Origin of the sequence: Amycolatopsis ponsaeliensis (genome assembly GCF_030182635.1) — a bacterium.
Taxonomy (GTDB): Bacteria; Actinomycetota; Actinomycetes; order Mycobacteriales; family Pseudonocardiaceae; genus Amycolatopsis; species Amycolatopsis ponsaeliensis.
In genome coordinates, this window is record NZ_JAPZLD010000007.1 from 196109 (window position 1) to 214701 (window position 18593).

The window sequence follows — 18593 nt, forward strand, 5'->3', positions numbered from 1 at the left end:
TGCCGCGTACTCCGCGTCGAAGAGCGGCGCCCACGCTCTCGTGGCCGGTTTGGCGCAGGAACTCGGGCCGCAGGGCATCACGGTCAACGCGGTGGCCCTCGGCTGGTTCGACACCGGCCTGGGTGCGCACTGGCGCCGCGACGCCGAGCGCGACAACGACATCGTGGAACGCACGGCGCTGCGACGGTGGGGCACTCCGGCGGACCTCCCCGGCATCTACTTCTTCCTGGCGTCGGACTCGTCGGCCTACGTGACCGGGACGACGATCACGGTCGACGGCGGCTACTCCCTGCTCTGACGTCCGGCCCGCAGATCGCGCTTGAGCACCTTGCCCGAGGGCGTGCGCGGCAGCTCGTCCAGGAAGACGATCTCCGCCGGCACCTTGAACTTCGCCAAGCGCTCCCGGCAGTGCGCCGTGAGCTCGGCCGCGTCGGCCGCCGAACCGGTCCGGCGCACCACGAACGCCTTCGGCACCTCGCCCCAGCGTTCGTGCGGCATGCCGACCACGGCCGCCTCGACCACGTCCGGGTGCTCGTACAGGACTCGCTCGACCTCGGGTGTCGCGATGTTCTCGCCGCCGGACACGATCATGTCCTTCTTGCGGTCCTCCACGTAGAGGTAGCCGTCCTCGTCGAGCCGGCCGAGGTCGCCGGTGTGGAACCAGCCGTCGCGCAGCACCTTCGCCGTCGCCTCGTCGTCTCGCCAGTAGCCGGAAAACACCTTCGGCCCCGACAGTGTGATCTCGCCGAGTTGACCGGACGGCACCTCGCTCCCCCGCTCGTCCACGACCCGGACTCGCAGGTGGACGACCGGGCGGCCCACCGAGCCCACCTTCGACAGCACGTGTTCAGCGTCGTTGAAGGTGTCCCCGGCCACCGTTTCGGTCAGCCCGTAGGAATCGGCGAACCAGGCATGGGGAAACGTCGCCCGGATGCGGGCCACCAGCGGCTCGGGCATCTTCTCGCCGCCCCCGATGATGAACCGGAGTGACGAGGTGTCGCGCTCGGCCAAGCCCGGCAGCCGGAGAACGGCGTTCATCATCGACGGCGCGAGCCAGACGTTCGTCGGCCGCCGCGCCTCGACGGCGTCGATCACCTCGCGGGCGTCGAACTTGCGCAGCACGACCAGGCTCCCGCCGGCGTGCAGCGTGCCCAGGCCGGGCAGGTCGAGCCCGCCGACGTGGTAGAGCGGACCGCACACCAGCGTGGAGTCGGCGCTGGTGAGGCCGAACTCGACGAGGTGCCCGAGGTTCTTGAACAGGTGGTTGGCGTGGGTGATCCGCACGCCCTTGGGCCGCGACGTGGTCCCGGAGGTGTACATCAGCCGCTGCAGGTCGTCCGGCCCGACCGGCTCCACCGCCACGGTGTCACCGTGGTGGCGCGTCACGATGTCCTCGTAGGACAGCCAGCCCGGACGCCGCGGTCCGAGCAGGATGCGGCGCAGTGGCCCCTCCCCCGGGACGGCGTCCGCGAACTCGGGTTCGGTGACCAGCGCGACCGCCTCGGAATGGCCGAGGACGAACTCCCACTCGACGGGCGAGAGTCGGTAGTTCAGCGGCAGGAACACGGCACCGATCCGGTTCAGGGCGAAGACCGTCTCCAGGAACTCGAGGTGGTTGTAGAGCAGCAGCGCGACGACGTCGCCGCGGCCGATGCCCAGCTCGCGCAGTCCGGCGGCCAGCGCGCCGACGCGGGCGTGGAGCTCACGGTTCGTCAGCCGCCGCTCGCCTTGGGAGAGCACGACTTTGTCCGGCTGGCGGCCCGCGTTGCGATCGATGACGCCCGCGAAGTTGTACATTGGCCCTCCTCGGAGAACAGCGTCGCCGACGTTTCATGTACCAACTGGTCTAGGAAACTGTGGCGGAAGCACTGTAAGGCCGGCCGCGCGGGCTGACAAGGCCCGTACCGGGGTGTGGTTGATCCCTTTTCCGGGGCGGAGCCAGCGCCGCGCCTGCAGTGCGCATAGGCTGCTGAGCCATGCCAAGACCACCGGGGCACGGGCCGGGTTTCGAGATCAAGCGTCAGGAGATCATCGACCGGGCCGCGGAGCTGTTCGCCAAGCAGGGGTACGCGGCCACCGGCATCGCGGAGATCGGCCAGGTGGCCGGACTGGCCAAGGGTGCGCTGTACTATTACATCGGGTCGAAGGAGAACCTGCTCGTCGAGATCCAGGACCGGGTGCTGCGTCCGTTGCTGAGCTCGGCGCGCCGGATAGCGGCCCTGGACGAGGACCCGGTGCTGCGGCTGCGGCTGCTGTCGCAGACGCTCCTGGAGAACATCCTGGCCCGGCTGGACCACGTGTGGGTGTACGAGCACGACTACCGCAACCTGCGCGGGACGAACCGCGCGCGGTTGCTTCGCCAGCGCCGCGAGTTCGAAAAGATCGTCCAGGACCTGCTGACCGCCGCCATGGACGACGGCTCGTTCCGCAAGATGGACCCGCGGCTGGCGATGCTGCAGTTCCTGAACATGCACAACCACACCTACCAGTGGGTGAAGCCGGGCGGCGAATGGGACGCGGAGACGCTGGCCCGGGAATACTGCACCACCCTCGTCGTGGGATTCCGCAGCCCCGCCTACCAGGTCGACGACCTCGAGGACCGCTTTCGCGACTTCCTCGCCCAGCGGCGGACACCCATCGCCGGGCTCCCGCCCGCCCCCCCGAACGAGTGATTCAGAGGCACATCGACCGGCGGATCGCCGCGGCGATCCGCTGTTGATCGGGCAGCCACGCCCGCTCGAGTGACGGCGCGTACGGTGCCGGCGTGGCCGCCGCGCCGACCCGGATCACCGGGGCGTCGAGGGTCCAGAAGCCCTCCTGGGCGGCCACGGCGGCCAGCTCCGCCCCCACGCCGAACCGCTCGACCGCCTGGTGGGCGATGACGAGCCGGCCGGTCTTGGCGAGGGAACGCAGGACCGTCTCCGTGTCGAGCGGCGCGATCGTCCGGAGGTCGATCACCTCCACGCTGATCCCGTCGCCCGCCAGCTGCTCGGCGACTGCCGCGCAGTCGTGCACGAGCTTCGAGTACGACACGAGCGTGACGTCGGTGCCTTCCCGGCGGATCGCCGCCCGCCCGAGCGGGATCAGGTGGCCCGGGTCCGGGCGCGGCCCCTTGCGTCCGTAGAGCAGGCGGTTCTCGACGAAGACCACGGGATTGGGGTCCCGGATCGCCGCCCGCAGCAGGCCGTAGGTGTCCGCCGGAGTCGACGGCATCACCACGGTGAGCCCGGGGATGTGCGCGAGCAGGGCCTCCAGGCTCTGCGAGTGCTGACTGCCCGACGACTTGCCCGCGCCGAACTGCGTCCGCACGACCAGCGGGAGGCGCACCGCGCCGCCGGTCATGAACCGCAGCTTGGCGGCCTGGTTCATCAACTGGTCCAGGCACACGCCGATAAAGTCGAAGTACATCAGCTCCACCACCGGCCGCAGGCCGGCCATCGCCGCGCCGACCCCCACCCCGACAACCGCGCTCTCGGAGATAGGAGTGTCCCGCACCCGGCCTGGGTACTTCGCTGCCAGGCCGCGCGTCAAGCCGAAGACGTTACCGCCGGCACCGACGTCGATCCCGGCCAGGAACACGCCGGCGTCGGCGGCCAGCTCGTGGTCCAGGGCCTCGTGGATCGCGTCCATCGTGCGGAAGACCTCGCCCTCCGCCTCAGGCGGTTCCGGCACCGGCTCGCGAGGCACGCCGACGTAGTGGTGCAGCGTCTCCGGGGCCGGCTCGGCTGCCGCCCGCGCCTCGGCGACGGCCTGCTCGATCAGCGCGTCGACCTCCCGGTCGATCTCGGCGACCCGCTGCGCGTCGAGGCGGGCCGCCGGCCTCACCAAGGGGTCCCGGGTCTTCCACTCGGCCAGCTCGGCCGGGTCACGATAGCGCTCCGGGTCACCCTCGTAGTGCCCGTGCCAGCGATAGGTCTCGGCTTCCAGGAGCACCGGGCCGCCGCCGGAGCGGAGTTTCGCCACCAAGTCGATCATCGTCTCGGCGACGGCCACGACGTCGTTGCCGTCGACATGCGCGAAGTCCACCCCGTAGCCGCGGGCACGGTCGGCCAGCGTCGCGCGGTGCTGATCGGCCGCCGGGGAGAACTCGGCGTAGTGGTTGTTCTCGCAGCAGAAGACCACCGGCAGCTGCCAGACGGCGGCGAGGTTGACGGCCTCGTGGAACATGCCCTGCGCGACAGCGCCGTCCCCGAAGAACGCCAGCACGACCCCGCCCTGGTCACGCAGTTGGGCGGCCGTCGCCGCGCCCGCCGCGATCGGCAGGCCGGCGGCTACGATCCCGTTGGCCCCGAAGACGCCCTGGCGCGGGTCGGCGATGTGCATGGAGCCGCCGCGTCCCCGGCAGGTCCCGGTCTCCCGGCCCATAAGCTCGGCGAACATGCCCGCCACGTCGAGCCCCTTGGCGATGCAGTGGCCGTGCCCGCGGTGGGTCGAGGTCACGGCGTCACGCTCGTCCAGCGGCCAGCACGCGCCGACCGCGGAGGCTTCCTGCCCGATGGACAGGTGCAGGAAGCCGGGGATTTCGCCTGCGCGGTACAGCCGGGACGCGCGGTCCTCGAACTGCCGGATCAGGCGCATCCTCCGGTACATCTCAGAGAGCGCTTCGGTGGTCATCGCGTTTCCCATTCCTGCCTTCCTCTTGACATTCGGCGAGGAACCACGATTCTTGTACCGAATGGTCGAAAATACAAGGTGGTCGGCATGCATGCCCTGCGGTGGCACGGAAGAGGAGATCTGCGACTGGACGACGTGCCGCGACCGGGCCGCCCCGGACCGGGCGAAGCCGTCGTGGAGGTGGCCTACAGCGGCGTCTGCGGCACGGATCTGCACGAAGTCCGGCACGGCCCGAACCTCATCCGCACCGGCCCGCACCCCTTGACCGGGCACGCCCCACCGGTCACGCTCGGGCACGAGTTCAGCGGCCGGGTGACCGCGCTGGGCGGCCCGGTCCTTGGGATCGACGTCGGCACGCGAGTGGTCGTCGACCCGTGCCTGCGCTGCGGGACCTGCCGCTGGTGCCGTCACGGCGAGTACCACATCTGCGCGAAGGGCGGTTCTGTCGGTCTTGCCTCCGACGGTGCTTTCGCCCCTTTGGTCACCGTGCCGGTGGACGGGCTCGTCAGGATCCCCGACGGGGTTTCCGACGAGGTAGCCGCGCTGGCCGAGCCACTCGCCGTCGGGCTGCACGCGGTGCGCCGCGCGGCGGTGCAGCCCGGTGACCACGTGCTCGTCCTCGGCGCCGGCCCGATCGGCGTCGCCGTCCTGATGGCGGTGAAGCTGGCCGGCGCCGCGGGCATCTACGTCAGCGAGCCGGTGCCCGAGCGCGCCGAACGCGCCGCCGGGCTCGGCGCAACGGAGGTCTTCGACCCCATGACGGCCGACGTTCGGCGCGAGGTCTTCCTTCGTACCGGCCGGGTAGGCCCCGACATCGTTGTCGAAGCCACCGGGCGGCCGGAGCTCGTCGAGCTCGCCGTGACCACGGTCCGCCGTGGTGGCCGGGTCGTCCTCGCCGGGATCAGCGGCGGCTCGGCGTCCCTGCCGATCACGCAGATCGTCCCGTTCGAGCGGACCGTGCTCGGCTCGCTCGGGTACAACTTCGACCTCCCCCGGGTCCTGGACCTGATCGCCGACGGCCGGTTCGATCCGAGTCCGCTGCTCACCGGCGTGTTCCCGCTGTCGAAGGGGCTCGACGCGTTCGCGGAGCTCGAGGGCGACCGCGGCCGGCACCTGAAGATCCTGCTGAACCCGAAGGAGCACTGATGGATTTCGATCTGCCCGAGGAGACTCTCGCGGTGCAGCGCCTCTGCCGGGACTTCGCTGCCAAGGAGATCGCGCCGTACGCGGCGGACTGGTCCGAGCGCGCGTACTTCCCCGCCGAAGTGTTCCGCAAGCTCGGCGGGCTGGGCCTGATGGGCATGCTCGTCGACGAGGCCTACGGCGGGGCGAACGCGGGTTTCGTGTCCTATGTGGCCGCGATGGAGGCACTCGGGGCGGTAGACCAGTCGGTGGCCTCGGCGTGGAACGCGCATTCGACGATCGCCTCGCTGCCGCTGGCGACCTTCGGCACCGAAGACCAGAAGCAGAAGTGGCTCGCTCCCCTGGCGTCGGGGCAGAACATCGGCGCGTTCGGGCTCACCGAACCGACCGCGGGTTCGGACGCCGCCGCGATCCGCACCCAGGCCCGCCGCGACGGCGACGGCTGGGTGCTCAACGGCACCAAGATGTTCATCAGCAACGCCGGCACGGAGATGAGCCTCGGCGTCACGGTCCTCGCGGTGACCGGCGGGGGCGACGGCGGCAAGAAGCGTTTCGGCACGTTCTTCGTCCCCGACGGCACCCCCGGCTACGAGAAGGGACAACCACTGCGCAAGCTCGGCTGGCACGCGATGGACACGCGCGAACTCGTGTTCACCGACTGCCGGCTGACCGGGGACCACCTCATCGGCGAGGAGGGCAACGGGCTTCGGCAGTTCCTCGAAGTGCTCGACGCGGGCCGGATCAGTGTCGCCGCCTTGGCGCTGTCGCTCGCGCAGGCCGCGCTCGACCTCGCGATCCGGCACGCCGGCGATCGGCACCAGTTCGGACGCCCGCTGAGCGGGTTCCAGGCGGTCGGGCACAAGCTCGCCGACATGGCCACGGAGATCGAAGCCGCGCGTGGCCTGGTCTACCGCGCGGCCTGGCTCGGCGACCGAGGGCGGCCGTTCGGCAAGGAGGCGGCCATGGCCAAGCTGTACGCCTCGGAGGTCGCCAACCGCGCGGCCAGCGCAAGCGTCCAGATCCACGGCGGCTACGGCTACATCCGCGAGTCCGAGATCTCCCGCTTCTACGCCGACGCCAAGATCCTGGAAATCGGCGAAGGCACCAACGAGGTCCAGCGCAACGTCATCGCAAAGGCGATAACGTCGACCCACCGTTGAGTAAAACCAATAAGGCGGTGACAAGTTTCACCACAAAACAAGCACTCAATGAGTATCCAGGCAGAGCCTCGCGCATCATAAGACACTCACACAGGGTTAAGGATTGACGAGTTAATAAAATTAGCGGTAGCGTCTTCGCAAAGCTTGTCCATCGCCAATATTTCGAACCCTGGGCAACGTTGCGAAAGGTGTGTCGAAAATGAGACTAAAACGTGGACTCTCAGCAGCAGCAGGGGTCATCCTCGCGACTGCGCTCTCGTATTCCCCTCCCACCGCCGCGTGGGCTGTCAGCCTGCCGGCGCCCCACGCCCTCGCCTCGACTGCGAGCCCCAAGGTCTCAGGCCCCGTCACAGGCGGACTTGGTGCCATCGTGTTGCCGGGAACAACGACGTTCGACCTCGGCCGCGTAGGCTATACGCAGTCTGAATACTTCGTTACAGGCACAGCCAATGCCTATAAGCCGACGGCGCCGTTCGGATCCGACGGCACATGGCAGGTGGCGCCCACGACCATGGCGCCGTACACCACTCGGCTGGTCACCTACCGGCCTGCCGACGCCACTCGTTTCAACGGGACTGTCGTCATAGAGTGGCTCAACGTCTCCGGCTCAGCCGACGCAGCGCCCGAATGGATGGCCAGTCATACAGAACTGATTCGCAACGGCTTCGCCTGGGTCGGCGTCTCAGCTCAAAGTGCCGGCGTGACCAGCGACAAAGTACTCGACCCACTCCGCTATCTCCCCTTGTCTCATCCCGGTGACAGCTACTCCTACGACATCTTCTCGCAAGCAGGCAAGGCCGTCAGAGATTCTGCAGCACAAGTCCTCGGCGGACTCCGGCCCGTCAAGGTCCTGGCCGAAGGCGAGTCGCAGTCCGCATTCCGCCTTACCACCTATATCAACGCGGTCCAGCCCCTCTCGCGCGTGTACGACGGCTTCTTGGTGCACAGCCGCGGGGGTGGCAGCGCAGCGCTTTCACAGTCACCCCAGGACGACGTACCGACACCTGCGATCGTCCACTTCCGACGTGACGTCGGTGCGCCGGTGCTCGTCGTGGAGACCGAGAGCGACCTCATCACGCTCGGCTATCTGGCCGACCGGCAGGACGACTCTCCGGCCATCCGACTCTGGGAATTGGCTGGCACAGCGCATGCCGACCACTACATCGGCGACCTTGGCCCCGCCGATGACGGAAGCGGTACCACCGACGCTCAGGAGTTCGCGGCGATGCTCGATCCGCCCACCACCACCGGGCGCGGACTCATCACGTGCACGTCACCGATCAACACCGGCGAGCAGCACTACGTGCTCAATTCTGCGCAGTACTGGTTGAACCGCTGGGTCGCCACGGGCGAGACGCCGCCGCGAGCCCCTCGCCTGCAAGTGGACACCTCCACATCGCCGGCATCGTTCGTGCTAGACGACAACGGCAATGTCAAAGGCGGTGTACGCACCCCGTCGGTCGAGGTCCCGGTCGCCAGCCTGTCCGGTCTCGGTCAAGCCGGGGACGGATTCTGCTTCCTGTTCGGCACGACGACCCCGTTCAACGCCGCCAAGCTGGACGCCATGTATCCCCACCACGCAACATTCATCACCAAGTGGGCACTCGCGACCATCGACGCAACCCGCGCCGGGTTCATCCGCCCCGCGGATACCGGCAAACTCATCGCAGCCGCCAACGCCTCTACCGTGGGCAGCTGACCGTCGCAGGCTGCACCGATAGCCGGCCGCCGACGCAAAAGGCCGGATTGCCGTCATGATCTCATGATCCGCAGATCGTGACGGTAATCCGGTTCTTCTGCACGTCACGTCGCGACACCGAAGCCACAGGTGCCGACACCCCGCCGGCCGTATTCGCCGAGAGTTCTCGAGACCTGTGACCCGGTGGTCGGGTCGGCGCGACCACCGGCTTGCCGGCCTCCGCGAGCTTGCCCCGCGTAGGCGACAGCTTCGGCGCGCAACTTGTCGTGATCGCAGGTGATCACTAGAGCGGGCGCGATCCCCGCCAAGCCGTCACCATTGGTCCCCCGCGCCGGGGACGCCGGCGGGTCCGTGCGGCGGGCGACGTCGGGAACGTGGGCGGTGTCGACGGCCTCCCCCATCCGGTGTGCTCGGCGAGACACTGCCACAGCGGGTCGTCCCCGACCGAGCCAACCACCAAGAACCCACCGTCGTGGGCGTTGACGTAGACCCCGTTCGCCGGAGCGCCCTCCGGCGGCCGGTAGAGCGTGGCGGGTATCGGGCCGCGCCGGGTCGGGACCGTGATTCGCCGGTACGGCCGGGAATCTCGGGGACAGCGGCCGCGGTTTGATCGCGCAGGCGGCCCCGTCCGGACACCAATTCCACGGCGGCCGCGAACATCGTCGCGCGCGAGCGCATAGCGCGGAGTTCGCGGCCGTCGGTGGTGTCGATGCCCACCCGAACTTCATAGGCGGGTGTCAAAGAACTTGCAAGGAGCGGATCAGCCGAAGGCGATCGGGGCACTGGCGTACGCGAAGGCGCTGTCCAGCGCGATCAGCGAGCAGCCCGCACCGGTCGTGCAGTCCACCGGCCCGGTGGTCTTCCCGGTGAGCGGGTTGACCCCGGTGAACGCCGAGTGGACCGCGTAGGTGGTGGCCGCCGTACCGGTGTCGTCGGTGGTGGCGGCGCCCTGGTTCGCCAAGTCACAGGCGACGTCGGTCTCGCTGTTGACGCACTCCAGGATCGTGACGGTCTCGTTGGCGGTGAACCCGGCGGCGGCGACGGACACGACCTGCCCGTCAGTCAGGCCGGTGGCCGGATCGACCGTGAGCGTGGTCGCGGCGGAAGCCGAGCCGGCCCCGGCCAGCAGCAACCCGACCGCGAAAATCGCCGTTGCGGAGAATTTGACAGAGTTATTCATGGTGCATCCACCTTTTCTTTTGGGCACCGAGAAACCCGGCGTACGTCGCCAGAAGACGTCGCGCTACCGATTCCGATGCGTCAGAGGCTAGCGGCCACCGTTCCAGGCAAATCGTGCTTCGACAATCAGAAAACCATGTTGCCACCAGGTTTCCGCGCTGTCAAATTGTCACCGCCGATCACCTTATCCGGATACTCGGCAACTTTCCCCGGAGGGATTTTAAGCTCGAATTGCGTGCCGCGCGAGCATTCTTTTGATGAATGGCGCTAATTTCTTACCGCCACCGGAAGCTCGGACGTCGTCGGCCTGCTCCGCGGCGGCGAGCGGCTCGGGCCCCGCGATCAGCTCGCTGGTCTCCTGGCCAGCGTCGGGTGAAGCCGCCGGCGGCGTCGACGAGGTCGCGGCCGCGCAGCCCGCCGATTATCGCGGCCGGCTGCGCCTGGGCACGCGACGCCGCGCGGATACGACGACCCCGGTCGATTCCGCCGAGGCGGACGTCAGGACCGGGATTTGTCCGTCTGCCCGGCGTCCCGGGGCAGCCCGAGCCCCCGTTCAGCGATCTGGGTGCGGAGGACCTCGTTCGCACCCCCGGCGATCGTGTACGCCCGCGAGTACAGCTGCGCGTCCTGCCACCAGCCGTCGGCGGCCACGTCGGGGTCGCCCTCCACCAGCAGGCCCTGGGTGCCCTGGAGCCGGACGCCGAAGGCCGTGAGGTCGTGGTTGAGCTCGCTGAAGAAGATCTTCCCGAGCATCGCGTCCGCCGGCTGTTCGGTGCCGTGCAGCATCCGGGACTGGGCGAGGCCGATCATCGCGGCGTTGACGTGGGTGCGGGTGGCGAGTTCGCCGATCGCCTGCCGCGTGGCGGAGTCTTCGAGAGCTTCTTCCGCGAGGCGGAGCAGGTCGTCGAGCGCCGCGAACAGCTCTACCCCGCGGGCCGCGACCCCGGAGCGCTCGTGACCGAGGCTGCTCATCGCGACGCGCCAGCCGCCGTCGACCTCGCCGATCACGTTCGACGCCGGGATGCGGGCGTCGTCGAGGAAGACCTCGTTGAAGTCGGTGGTGCCGGTGATCTCGCGCAACGGCCGGACGTCGACGCCGGGGCTGCGCATGTCCAGGACGAACGCCGTGATGCCGCGGTGCTTGGGTGCGTCCGGGTCGGTGCGCGCGAGCAGGTAACCGAGGTCGGCGTACTGGCCGTTGGTGGTCCACACCTTCTGGCCGTCCACGACGAAGACGTCACCTTCGCGACGCGCACGGGTCTGCAGCGCGGCCAGGTCACTGCCCGCGCCCGGCTCGCTGAACAGCTGGCACCAGATGTCCTCACCGGTGCGGATCCGCGACAGGTAGTGGGCGCGCTGCGCGTCCGTGCCGAATTCGATCACCGCGGCCGCGGCGAGGGTGGCCGCGCCGATGGGCGGCCAGGTGCGGGCGCGGGCGATCTCCTCGGCGACGATCGAGGGTTCGAGCGGGTGCGCATCGGGCAGACCGCCGTACTCGGCCGGCCACGTGATCCCGAGGAAGCCGGCCTCGTAGAGCTTGGCGGTCCACGTCCGGATCGCCGGGACGAGGTCGGCTGCGGGTGCCCGCACGCCCGTGTGGGCCTTGACGCCAGGAGCGTGCTCGGCGACGAACGCCCGCACCCGCCGCCGGAACGCCTCGAGCTCGGGGGTGGGCTCCAGCCGCATCGCATCCGCTCCTTATGAGGTCACTCAACTGCCATCTCGCCGACCAGAAGTCGCGATTATCTCGACTCATGCCATAAAAGAGGATAACTTATTCGCGTGGACTTCGAGCTCAGTGACGAGCAGGTGATGCTGCGCGACGCGGTACGCAAGTTGCTCTCCGACCAGGCTCCGGACGGCGACCCCGGTCGGGACGACGACGTCGACCCGCAGCTCTGGCGGCTGACAGCCGCCCAGGGCTGGCCCGGCCTGGCACTGCCCGACGAGTTCGGCGGTTCCGGCCAGGGACTGGTGGAGTTCGCGCTGGTCGCCGAGGAGGTCGGCCGCGCCGCCGCGCGCGGGCCGTTCCTGCCCACCACCCTCGTCGGCCGCGCCCTCGCCCGCGGTGGCCCGGAACCGCTGCGGGCCGAGGTGCTCCCATTGCTGGCGGCCGGGACGGGCTGGGCCACCTGGGCGTTCGCCGAGCCCGGCTCGCCATGGACCCCGGACGGCGTCCGGGCCACCGCGCGTGCCGACGGTGCCGCCGTGGTCCTCGACGGCGTCAAAACGGCGGTGCAGGACGCGGGCGGGGCAAGCTGGCTGCTGGTCACCGCGCACGACGGGGCCGGACCGGCGTCGTTCCTGGTCGACCGGGACGCGCCCGGCGTCACCGTGCGGAAGCAGCGCGTCCTCGATCTGACTCGTGCGTTCTACGAGGTCCGGCTCGACGGCGTTCGGGTGCCCCGGGAGCGCCACGTCGGCGGCGACGTCCAGCGGCTGCTGGACGAAGGGTCGATCCTGCTCGCGGCCGAGACGCTCGGGGTGCTGGAGCGGCTGCTGGAGATGACCGTCGACCACGTCAAGACGCGCGTCCAGTTCGGCCGGTCGCTGGGTTCGTTCCAGGCGGTCAAGCACAAGTGCGCGACGATGATGATGCTCGTCCTCGGCACCCGTGCCGCCGCTTACTACGCGGCGATGGCCGCGGACGCGGAGAGCCCGGACGCCGAGCGCGCCGCCTGTGTCGCTGCGTCGCACGCGAGTGCCGTGGCGGGGGAGGTGGCCGGCGAAGCGCTGCAGCTGCACGGCGGGATCGGCTTCACCTGGGAACACGACCTGCACCACTACCTGCGCCGCGCGCATACCGACGCCGTGCTTCACGGCGACGCCGCGGTCCACCGCGACCGGCTGTGCGAGCTGGTCCGGAAGCCGGCCTGACCGAGGAGAGGAAGCTCGTTGGAGATCAAGGGCAAGAAGGCCGTCGTCATCGGCGGCGCGTCCGGCATGGGGCGCGCCAGCGCCGAGCTCCTCGCGGCCCGCGGCGCCGACGTCGTGGTACTCGACCGGCCCGGCTCCGCCGGCGCGGACGTGGCCGCGGCGATCGGCGGCCGGTTCCAGCCCGCCGACGTCACCGACTTCGGCGCCACCGAGCAGGCCCTGGCTGCCGCGGTCGAGGACCTCGGCGGGCTCCACGTCACGGTCACCACCGCGGGTGGCGGCGTGGCCCGGCGCACTCTCGGCAAGGACGGTCCGCACGACCTCGCGACGTTCCGCCAGGTGCTCGACCTCAACGCGGTGGCGACGTTCAACATCAGCCGGCTCGCCGCGGCCCACATGAGCCGCAACGAACCCGAGGACCCGGACGTCACCGGGGAACGCGGGGTCATCGTGAACACCGCCTCGATCGCCGCGTTCGAAGGTCAGATCGGCCAGGTCGCCTACAGCGCGGCGAAGGCCGCCATCGCCGGCATGTGCCTCACCATGGCCCGCGACCTCGGCTCGCTGGGCATCCGGGTACTGGCGATCGCACCGAGCCTGTTCGAAACCGGCGCGGTGAGCAAGATTCCGGCCGAGACGAAGACAGCGCTCGTCAAGGACGCCGCGTTCCCGAAGCGCCTGGGCCACCCCGCCGAGTATGCGAAGCTGGTACTGGCCATCATCGACAACCCGATGCTCAACGGCCAATGCTTGCGGCTGGACGCCGGACAGCGGTTCGGACCGCGCTGAACAGTATCCCCTTCATCGCTCCGGCGGTGCGTTGCCGTGTCCGCCGACCGGGAAGGATTAGACTGAGGATACGCAATTGCCGTCCTGAGGAGTTGGCTGTATGGCGCCCGCCGTCGACCTCGACCCCGCCGAGGACGTCCCCGACGCCAAAACCGGCACGCTCGCCGGCCGGATCGCGCACCGCATCGAGGCCGACATCATCCGCCGGGGCTGGCCCGTCGGGGAGTCGCTCGGGTCCGAACAGGACCTGCGTGAGCAGTTCGAAGTGAGCCGCGCGGTCCTACGGGAAGCGGTGCGGTTGGTCGAACACCACCAGGTCGCCCGGATGCGCCGGGGGCCCAACGGCGGCCTGCTCGTGTGCGCTCCCGACGCCGGCCCGGCCACCCGGTCGATGGTGATCTACCTCGAGTACATCGGCACCAGCATCACCGACCTCCTCCAGGCGCGGCTGCTGCTCGAGCCGATCGCCGCCGGCCTCGCCGCGGACCGGATCACCGAGGAGGGCATCGAAACCCTGCGTGCGGTGCTCTCCGAGGAGACCGTCCACGAAGGCCGGGCGGGACTCGAAGCGCAGGACCCGGTGCACCCGCTGCTCGGCCGGCTGTCCGGGAACCCGGTGCTGCACCTGTTCATCGACATCCTCACCCGCCTCACCGCCCGGTACGCGCACACGTCCCAGCGGGTCACCAAGGCGGAGATCCAGGCCTCGCAGGAGGCCTCCCACGCGGCACACCACGCCGTCGCCGACGCCGTGATCATCGGCGACGGAGCCCGGGCCCAGACGTCGTTGACCGAGCACCTCGAGTGGGTCGGGGCGTGGATCGCGAAGCACCGCGTCCAGCGGCCGCGGACCGGCGGCAGCGTGGTCGAGCCCGAGCTGGTGGAAGGCCCGCGGGCCAAGCTCGCCGAGGTCGTCGCCGCGCGGATCCACGACGACATCGCCGGCCACGGCTGGCAGATCGGCTCGGCCCTCGGCTCGGAAGCCGAGCTGCTGGCGCGGTACGGGATCAGCCGTGCCGTGCTGCGCGAGGCCGTGCGGCTGCTGGAGTACCACTCGGTCGCCCGGATGCGCCGCGGCCCTGGGGGCGGGCTGATCGTCGCCGCCCCCGAGCCGCAGGCCAGTATCGACACGATGGCCTTGTTCCTGGAGTACCAGGGCGTACAGGCGGACGACCTGCGGATCGTGCGCGACGCCATCGAGCTGGGGACCGTCGGCCGGGTCGCCGAGCGTTACGCCGAGACCGGCGACGAAGAGATCGTCGAGCGTCTCGAAGCCGCGGTCCGGCGGCCCACCGAAGGCCCGCCCGGCGAGCCCCGCAAGGCCGACCTCTTCCATGCCGAGCTGGCCGACCTGGCCGGCAACCCGGTGCTGACACTGTTCCTGCGCATCATCACCGAGCTGTTCCGCCGGCACGCCTCCGGCCAGGACCGGCCGTTGCCCGGGGACGCCGCCGCGGAGGAGGTCCAGTACGTCCACCAGCGGATCCTCGACGCGATCCGGCAAGGCGACGCCGGGGTCGCCCGGCACCGGATGCGGCGGCACCTCGACGCCCTCATCCCGTGGTGGCACTGACCCCCTCGGCGGGAACGCTGAACCGCGCCAGTTCGTGCGCGACCATGCCCCGCAGGTCGGGCGCGGGTGGCCGCGGGAGCTCGACGGAGTGCTCGCGGGTCGGCAAGAGCACGACCGCCGTGCCGGGGGTGGTGACCTCGCCGCGCTGGTTCTCACACCTCACTGCCAGGTGCACCTCGGCGCGCCCGTCGACGACCTGCTTGTCCACGATCTCGCCGCGCACCCAGGTCGTGTCGCCGAGGTAGTTGAACTTGCGGTGCTCACACCGCAGTTTCCACAGCCAGCCGTCGTCGCCGATCCAGTCGGTGATCAGGTGGCACAGCCAGGTTTCGCGCATGCCGCCGTAGTCGTAGGGGTTCGGCAGTCCCAGCTCGGTCGCCCGCGCGGGCTCCCAGTGCAGGCGCTGCACGGTGTCGGGGATGTTCAGGCCGTTGGGTGGGTAGAGGCCCGGCGCCTTGCGACGGACGTCCGCGGCGATCTTGAACGCTCCCGGCGGGGTCAGCTGCATTCCCCAGCCGAGGTGCCAGACGATCACGTCGGTCGTGGTGAGCGGGCCCTTCACCTTGGGCTGCAGCACTTCGCCGAGCTCGACGTCTTCCCAGTACCGCGGCTCGGCCCCGCGACGGGCTTCGGCCGCGTAGGCGGCGTCGATCTCAGCCAGCTGTTGGGGCGTATACGGCTGCTGCGTCAGGGTTTCCTTCGCGCGCTTCTTCGACGTGTGCCGCTCGGCGTTGATCCACGTGCCCCGGCGGACGGCGTGCATCTCGCCCTCACCGTTGGTGTACAGGTAATCCTGCGTCACGTGCGCGGTGCGCCCACCGAAGCTGCTTCGCTTGGGCTGGACCCCGACCTGGGTCTGGAGCACCCGGCAGCGGTCCCCCTGCAGCAGCGGCCGCCACCATTCGAACTCCATGACCGCCTGGTACGAGCCGAGCCCGGCGAACGGGTCGCCCTTCAACAGCGCCTTGGTCTCCGCGTCCGGTTCCGGAGCGGCGTCCTCCCCCATCGTGTAGAGGAACGACGGCGGCGCGACCAGCGCGCCCCAGCGGGTACCGGCCGCGTAGCCGGGGTCGCAGTACAGCGGGTTGTCATCGCCATAGCCGTAAGCGAAGTGCCGGACGCCGTCCCAGGTCACCTCGTGGTTGTGCGGCGGGTTGCGCTGCGGCCGCGGGACGCCGAGGCGCCGCCGGGACCGGTCGATGGCTTCGTCGGTCAAGAGGCCGAACCCGGCGGCCTGCTGCTCGGTGGTCGTCAACGAGAGTCCTCTCGGTGGGGCATGGCCGGGTCGCGCGGCAGGCCCAGCACCTGCTCGGCGATGGTGTTGCGCTGGATCTCGGCGGTGCCGGCGCCGATGCTCGACGCGCGGGTGCGCAGGAACCCCCACACCCAGCGGCCCCGCTCGACAGCGTGCGGATCGTTCCGCCCGAGCACCCCGTAGGGGCCGAGCAGGCCGAGCGCGAACTCGTGCAGGTCCTGTTCGAAAGTGACGATGAACAGGCGCGACGTCGACGACGCCGGCCCGGGCTCCCCCGTGGCCAGGATGTCGGCGATCGTCCGCATGCCGGTGTAGCGCATGATCCGCACGCGAATCTCGAAGTCCGCGAGCCGGTCGCGCACCAGCGAGTCGGCGAGCGCGCCACGGTCCCGCGCCAGTTCGACCAGCTCGTCGAGCACCCGCCGGTAGCGCGCGGCCTGGTTCATCGCCCCCGCCGCGCGTTCATGGCCGAGGCTGGTGCGCACGAGTGGCCAGCCGCCGTTCTCCTCACCGACGCGGTCGGCCACGGGTACCCGGACGTCGGTGAAGAAGATCTCGCAGAAGTGCGCGTCGCCGGTCAGGTCGCGCAGGGGACGCACGGTCACGCCGGGCGCGTGCGCGTCGACGAGCAGGTAGCTGATCCCGTCCTGTCTCGACCAGGCGTCGCCGGTACGGACGAGGGTGAAGAGGACGTCGGCGATGTCGGCCGCGCTGTTCCACACCTTCTGGCCGTTGACGACGTAGTGGTCGCCCTCCCGGCGAGCTGTCGTGCGCAGCGCCGGAAGGTCCGAACCCGCGTCCGGCTCGGAGTAGCCCTGCGCCCAGACCTTGTCCCCGCGCAGCATGGGGCGCAGGTGCCGTTCCTTCTGCTCCTCGGTGCCGTAGCGGATGAGCGTGGGCGCGGCGATGCCGACGCCGGTACCGAGCGGGCCCGGTACCCGGGCTCTCGCGTACTCCTCCTGGTAGATCACCTGACGGGCGAAGCTCAGGTCCATCCCGCCGTACTCGCGCGGCCAGCTCGGGCCCGCGTACCCGGCGTCGAACAACGTGGCGAGCCAGGACTTCTGCCAGGCGAGCCGGGCCGCCGGGTCCTTCGGGCGGCGACCGGGGTGGTGGCTGATCAGGAAGGTCCGCAGGTGCTCCCGGAACTCGTCGTCGGTGAGGGAGCTGTGGCACGGCGAAGCGGTCGAGGTCACCAGGGGCCGCCGAACCCGGCCAGCTCGGCCACCCGCGCGCGATGCGCGGCCGGCGCGCCGAACAGCTGCTCCGAGGACTTGGCCCGGCGTAGGTGCAGGTGCGCGTCGTGTTCCCAGGTGTAGCCGATCCCGCCGTGGACCTGCAGGTTTTCCTTCGCGACGTACGTGTATGTGTCGGAGCAGTACGCGGCGGCCAGCGCCGCGGCCATCGGCAGCTCGGCCGGTTCGCCGGCCGCCACGGCCGCGGCGTGCCGTGCCGCCGACCGCGCGGACTCGACGCGCAGGAGCATGTCGGCGCACTTGTGCTTGATCGCCTGGAAGGTGCCGATCGGCCGGCCGAACTGCACACGGACCGTCGCGTACTCCACGGCGGCGTCCAGACAGGCCTGGGCGCCGCCGACTTGTTCGGCCGCCAGCGCGACCACGGCGAGGTCGAGCGCCTGCCGCACGACCGCGTCGCCGGCCGGCCCGACAGGTACGGCCGGGGCGGCGTCGAAGTCGATCCGCCCCAGCCGCCGGGTGAGGTCGAGGGTGTCGAGGCGCGTGCGGGTGACCCCGGGTGCGTCGCCCTCGACGGCGAACAGCCCCAAGCCGGCGTCGGTGCGCGCGACGACGAGCAGGAGGGCGGCCGAGTCGCCGTCGACGACGAACATCTTGGTGCCGGTCACCGTCCCGCCGGCCGCCGTCGTGGTGACGTCTTCCGGTTGCCACGAACCGCTTTCCTCGGTCACGGCGAGCGTCGCGGTCAGCGAGCCGTCGGCGATGCCGGGCAGCCAGCGCGCCTGGGCCGTGTCGTCACCGGAGGCAGCCAGGGCTTGCCCGGCGAGCGCGACCGTCGCGAAGAACGGCGAGGGCAGCAGCGCCCGCCCGGTCTCCTCCAGAACCACGGCGAGCTCGGCCGGGCCTCCGCCCGCGCCACCGTGTTCCTCCGACACCGCCACACCGGGCAGCCCGAGTTGCCCGGCCGCCAGCCGCCACAGGTCCGGGTCGAACCCGCCGTCGGACTCCATCCAGCGCCGGACCGCGTCGCTCGGCGACTTCTCCGTCAGGAACCGGCGGACGGCCGCGCGGAGTTCTTCGTGCTCATCGGCCAAAATCGACGTCACGC

General features: G+C 70.2%; 15 protein-coding genes and 1 pseudogene. 8 read left to right on the forward strand and 8 right to left on the reverse strand.

Translation table 11 applies throughout. From position 1 onward, the window contains the following. Positions 1 to 4: 4 nt before the first annotated feature. Positions 5 to 298: pseudogene (locus QQ657_RS13200) on the forward strand (SDR family NAD(P)-dependent oxidoreductase); the annotation flags it as partial. Here QQ657_RS13200 and QQ657_RS13205 read toward each other — a convergent pair. After that, positions 283 to 1797 carry an acyl-CoA synthetase gene (locus QQ657_RS13205; protein ID WP_284742382.1) on the reverse strand — a complete coding sequence of 505 codons (1515 nt, stop codon included), beginning with the start codon at positions 1795 to 1797 and terminating at the stop codon, positions 283 to 285. The pseudogene QQ657_RS13200 and the gene QQ657_RS13205 overlap by 16 nt on opposite strands. Before the next feature lie 179 nt (positions 1798 to 1976). Between QQ657_RS13205 and QQ657_RS13210 the strand changes: the two genes are divergently transcribed. Further along, a complete protein-coding gene (locus QQ657_RS13210; protein WP_284742383.1) occupies positions 1977 to 2672 on the forward strand; it encodes a TetR/AcrR family transcriptional regulator in 696 nt (231 codons plus the stop codon). A gap of 1 nt (position 2673) precedes the next feature. Here the strand turns inward: QQ657_RS13210 and QQ657_RS13215 are convergent, their stop codons facing one another. Further along, complete coding sequence (locus tag QQ657_RS13215; RefSeq protein ID WP_284742384.1) at positions 2674 to 4614, reverse strand: alpha-ketoacid dehydrogenase subunit alpha/beta; 1941 nt, start codon at positions 4612 to 4614, stop codon at positions 2674 to 2676. A gap of 87 nt (positions 4615 to 4701) precedes the next feature. On the opposite strand from QQ657_RS13215, the gene QQ657_RS13220 reads away from it, so the two are divergent. The 3 genes from QQ657_RS13220 to QQ657_RS13230 all read left to right on the forward strand — a co-directional run bounded on the left by QQ657_RS13220 (position 4702) and on the right by QQ657_RS13230 (position 8616). After that, on the forward strand, positions 4702 to 5760 hold the full coding sequence (locus QQ657_RS13220; protein ID WP_284742385.1) for an alcohol dehydrogenase catalytic domain-containing protein: 1059 nt from the start codon (positions 4702 to 4704) through the stop codon (positions 5758 to 5760). Beyond that, complete coding sequence (locus QQ657_RS13225; protein ID WP_284742386.1) at positions 5760 to 6917, forward strand: acyl-CoA dehydrogenase family protein; 1158 nt, start codon at positions 5760 to 5762, stop codon at positions 6915 to 6917. The genes QQ657_RS13220 and QQ657_RS13225 overlap by 1 nt, the downstream gene beginning before the upstream one ends. A gap of 199 nt (positions 6918 to 7116) precedes the next feature. Next, positions 7117 to 8616: an alpha/beta hydrolase domain-containing protein gene (locus tag QQ657_RS13230; RefSeq protein WP_284742484.1), complete on the forward strand. Its 1500-nt coding sequence runs from the start codon at positions 7117 to 7119 to the stop codon at positions 8614 to 8616. Positions 8617 to 8720: 104 nt separating this feature from the next. Here QQ657_RS13230 and QQ657_RS56705 read toward each other — a convergent pair whose 3' ends face one another. From QQ657_RS56705 to QQ657_RS13245, 3 genes are all read right to left on the reverse strand, one after another. Beyond that, positions 8721 to 9344, reverse strand: a complete 624-nt coding sequence (locus QQ657_RS56705; RefSeq protein ID WP_350310673.1) for an alpha/beta hydrolase fold domain-containing protein — start codon at positions 9342 to 9344, stop codon at positions 8721 to 8723. Positions 9345 to 9376: 32 nt separating this feature from the next. Continuing rightward, on the reverse strand, positions 9377 to 9796 hold the full coding sequence (locus QQ657_RS13240; protein WP_284742388.1) for an enediyne antibiotic chromoprotein: 420 nt from the start codon (positions 9794 to 9796) through the stop codon (positions 9377 to 9379). A 497-nt stretch (positions 9797 to 10293) separates the two neighbouring features. Next, on the reverse strand, positions 10294 to 11481 hold the full coding sequence (locus QQ657_RS13245) for an acyl-CoA dehydrogenase family protein (protein WP_284742389.1): 1188 nt from the start codon (positions 11479 to 11481) through the stop codon (positions 10294 to 10296). Between the two features lie 96 nt (positions 11482 to 11577). Here QQ657_RS13245 and QQ657_RS13250 point away from each other — a divergent pair, with 96 nt between their 5' ends. From QQ657_RS13250 to QQ657_RS13260, 3 genes are all read left to right on the forward strand, one after another. Next, complete coding sequence (locus QQ657_RS13250; RefSeq protein ID WP_284742390.1) at positions 11578 to 12672, forward strand: acyl-CoA dehydrogenase family protein; 1095 nt, start codon at positions 11578 to 11580, stop codon at positions 12670 to 12672. Between the two features lie 18 nt (positions 12673 to 12690). Continuing rightward, the gene (locus tag QQ657_RS13255) at positions 12691 to 13461 is read left to right on the forward strand and encodes an SDR family NAD(P)-dependent oxidoreductase (RefSeq protein ID WP_284742391.1); all 771 of its coding nucleotides are present in this window, start codon (positions 12691 to 12693) and stop codon (positions 13459 to 13461) included. 100 nt (positions 13462 to 13561) lie between these two features. After that, the gene (locus tag QQ657_RS13260) at positions 13562 to 15034 is read left to right on the forward strand and encodes a FadR/GntR family transcriptional regulator (protein WP_284742392.1); all 1473 of its coding nucleotides are present in this window, start codon (positions 13562 to 13564) and stop codon (positions 15032 to 15034) included. Here the strand turns inward: QQ657_RS13260 and QQ657_RS13265 are convergent. Genes QQ657_RS13265 through QQ657_RS13275 form a run of 3 tightly spaced genes read right to left on the reverse strand, consistent with a single transcriptional unit; the run spans position 15015 to position 18591 of the window. After that, the gene (locus QQ657_RS13265) at positions 15015 to 16289 is read right to left on the reverse strand and encodes an FAS1-like dehydratase domain-containing protein (RefSeq protein ID WP_284742393.1); all 1275 of its coding nucleotides are present in this window, start codon (positions 16287 to 16289) and stop codon (positions 15015 to 15017) included. The genes QQ657_RS13260 and QQ657_RS13265 overlap by 20 nt on opposite strands. Beyond that, positions 16286 to 17485, reverse strand: coding sequence for an acyl-CoA dehydrogenase family protein (locus tag QQ657_RS13270; RefSeq protein WP_284742394.1), 1200 nt, complete (start codon positions 17483 to 17485; stop codon positions 16286 to 16288). Before QQ657_RS13270 ends, QQ657_RS13265 begins: the two co-directional genes overlap by 4 nt. Then, positions 17482 to 18591, reverse strand: coding sequence for an acyl-CoA dehydrogenase family protein (locus QQ657_RS13275; RefSeq protein WP_284742395.1), 1110 nt, complete (start codon positions 18589 to 18591; stop codon positions 17482 to 17484). Before QQ657_RS13275 ends, QQ657_RS13270 begins: the two co-directional genes overlap by 4 nt. Between the last annotated feature and the right edge of the window lie 2 nt (positions 18592 to 18593).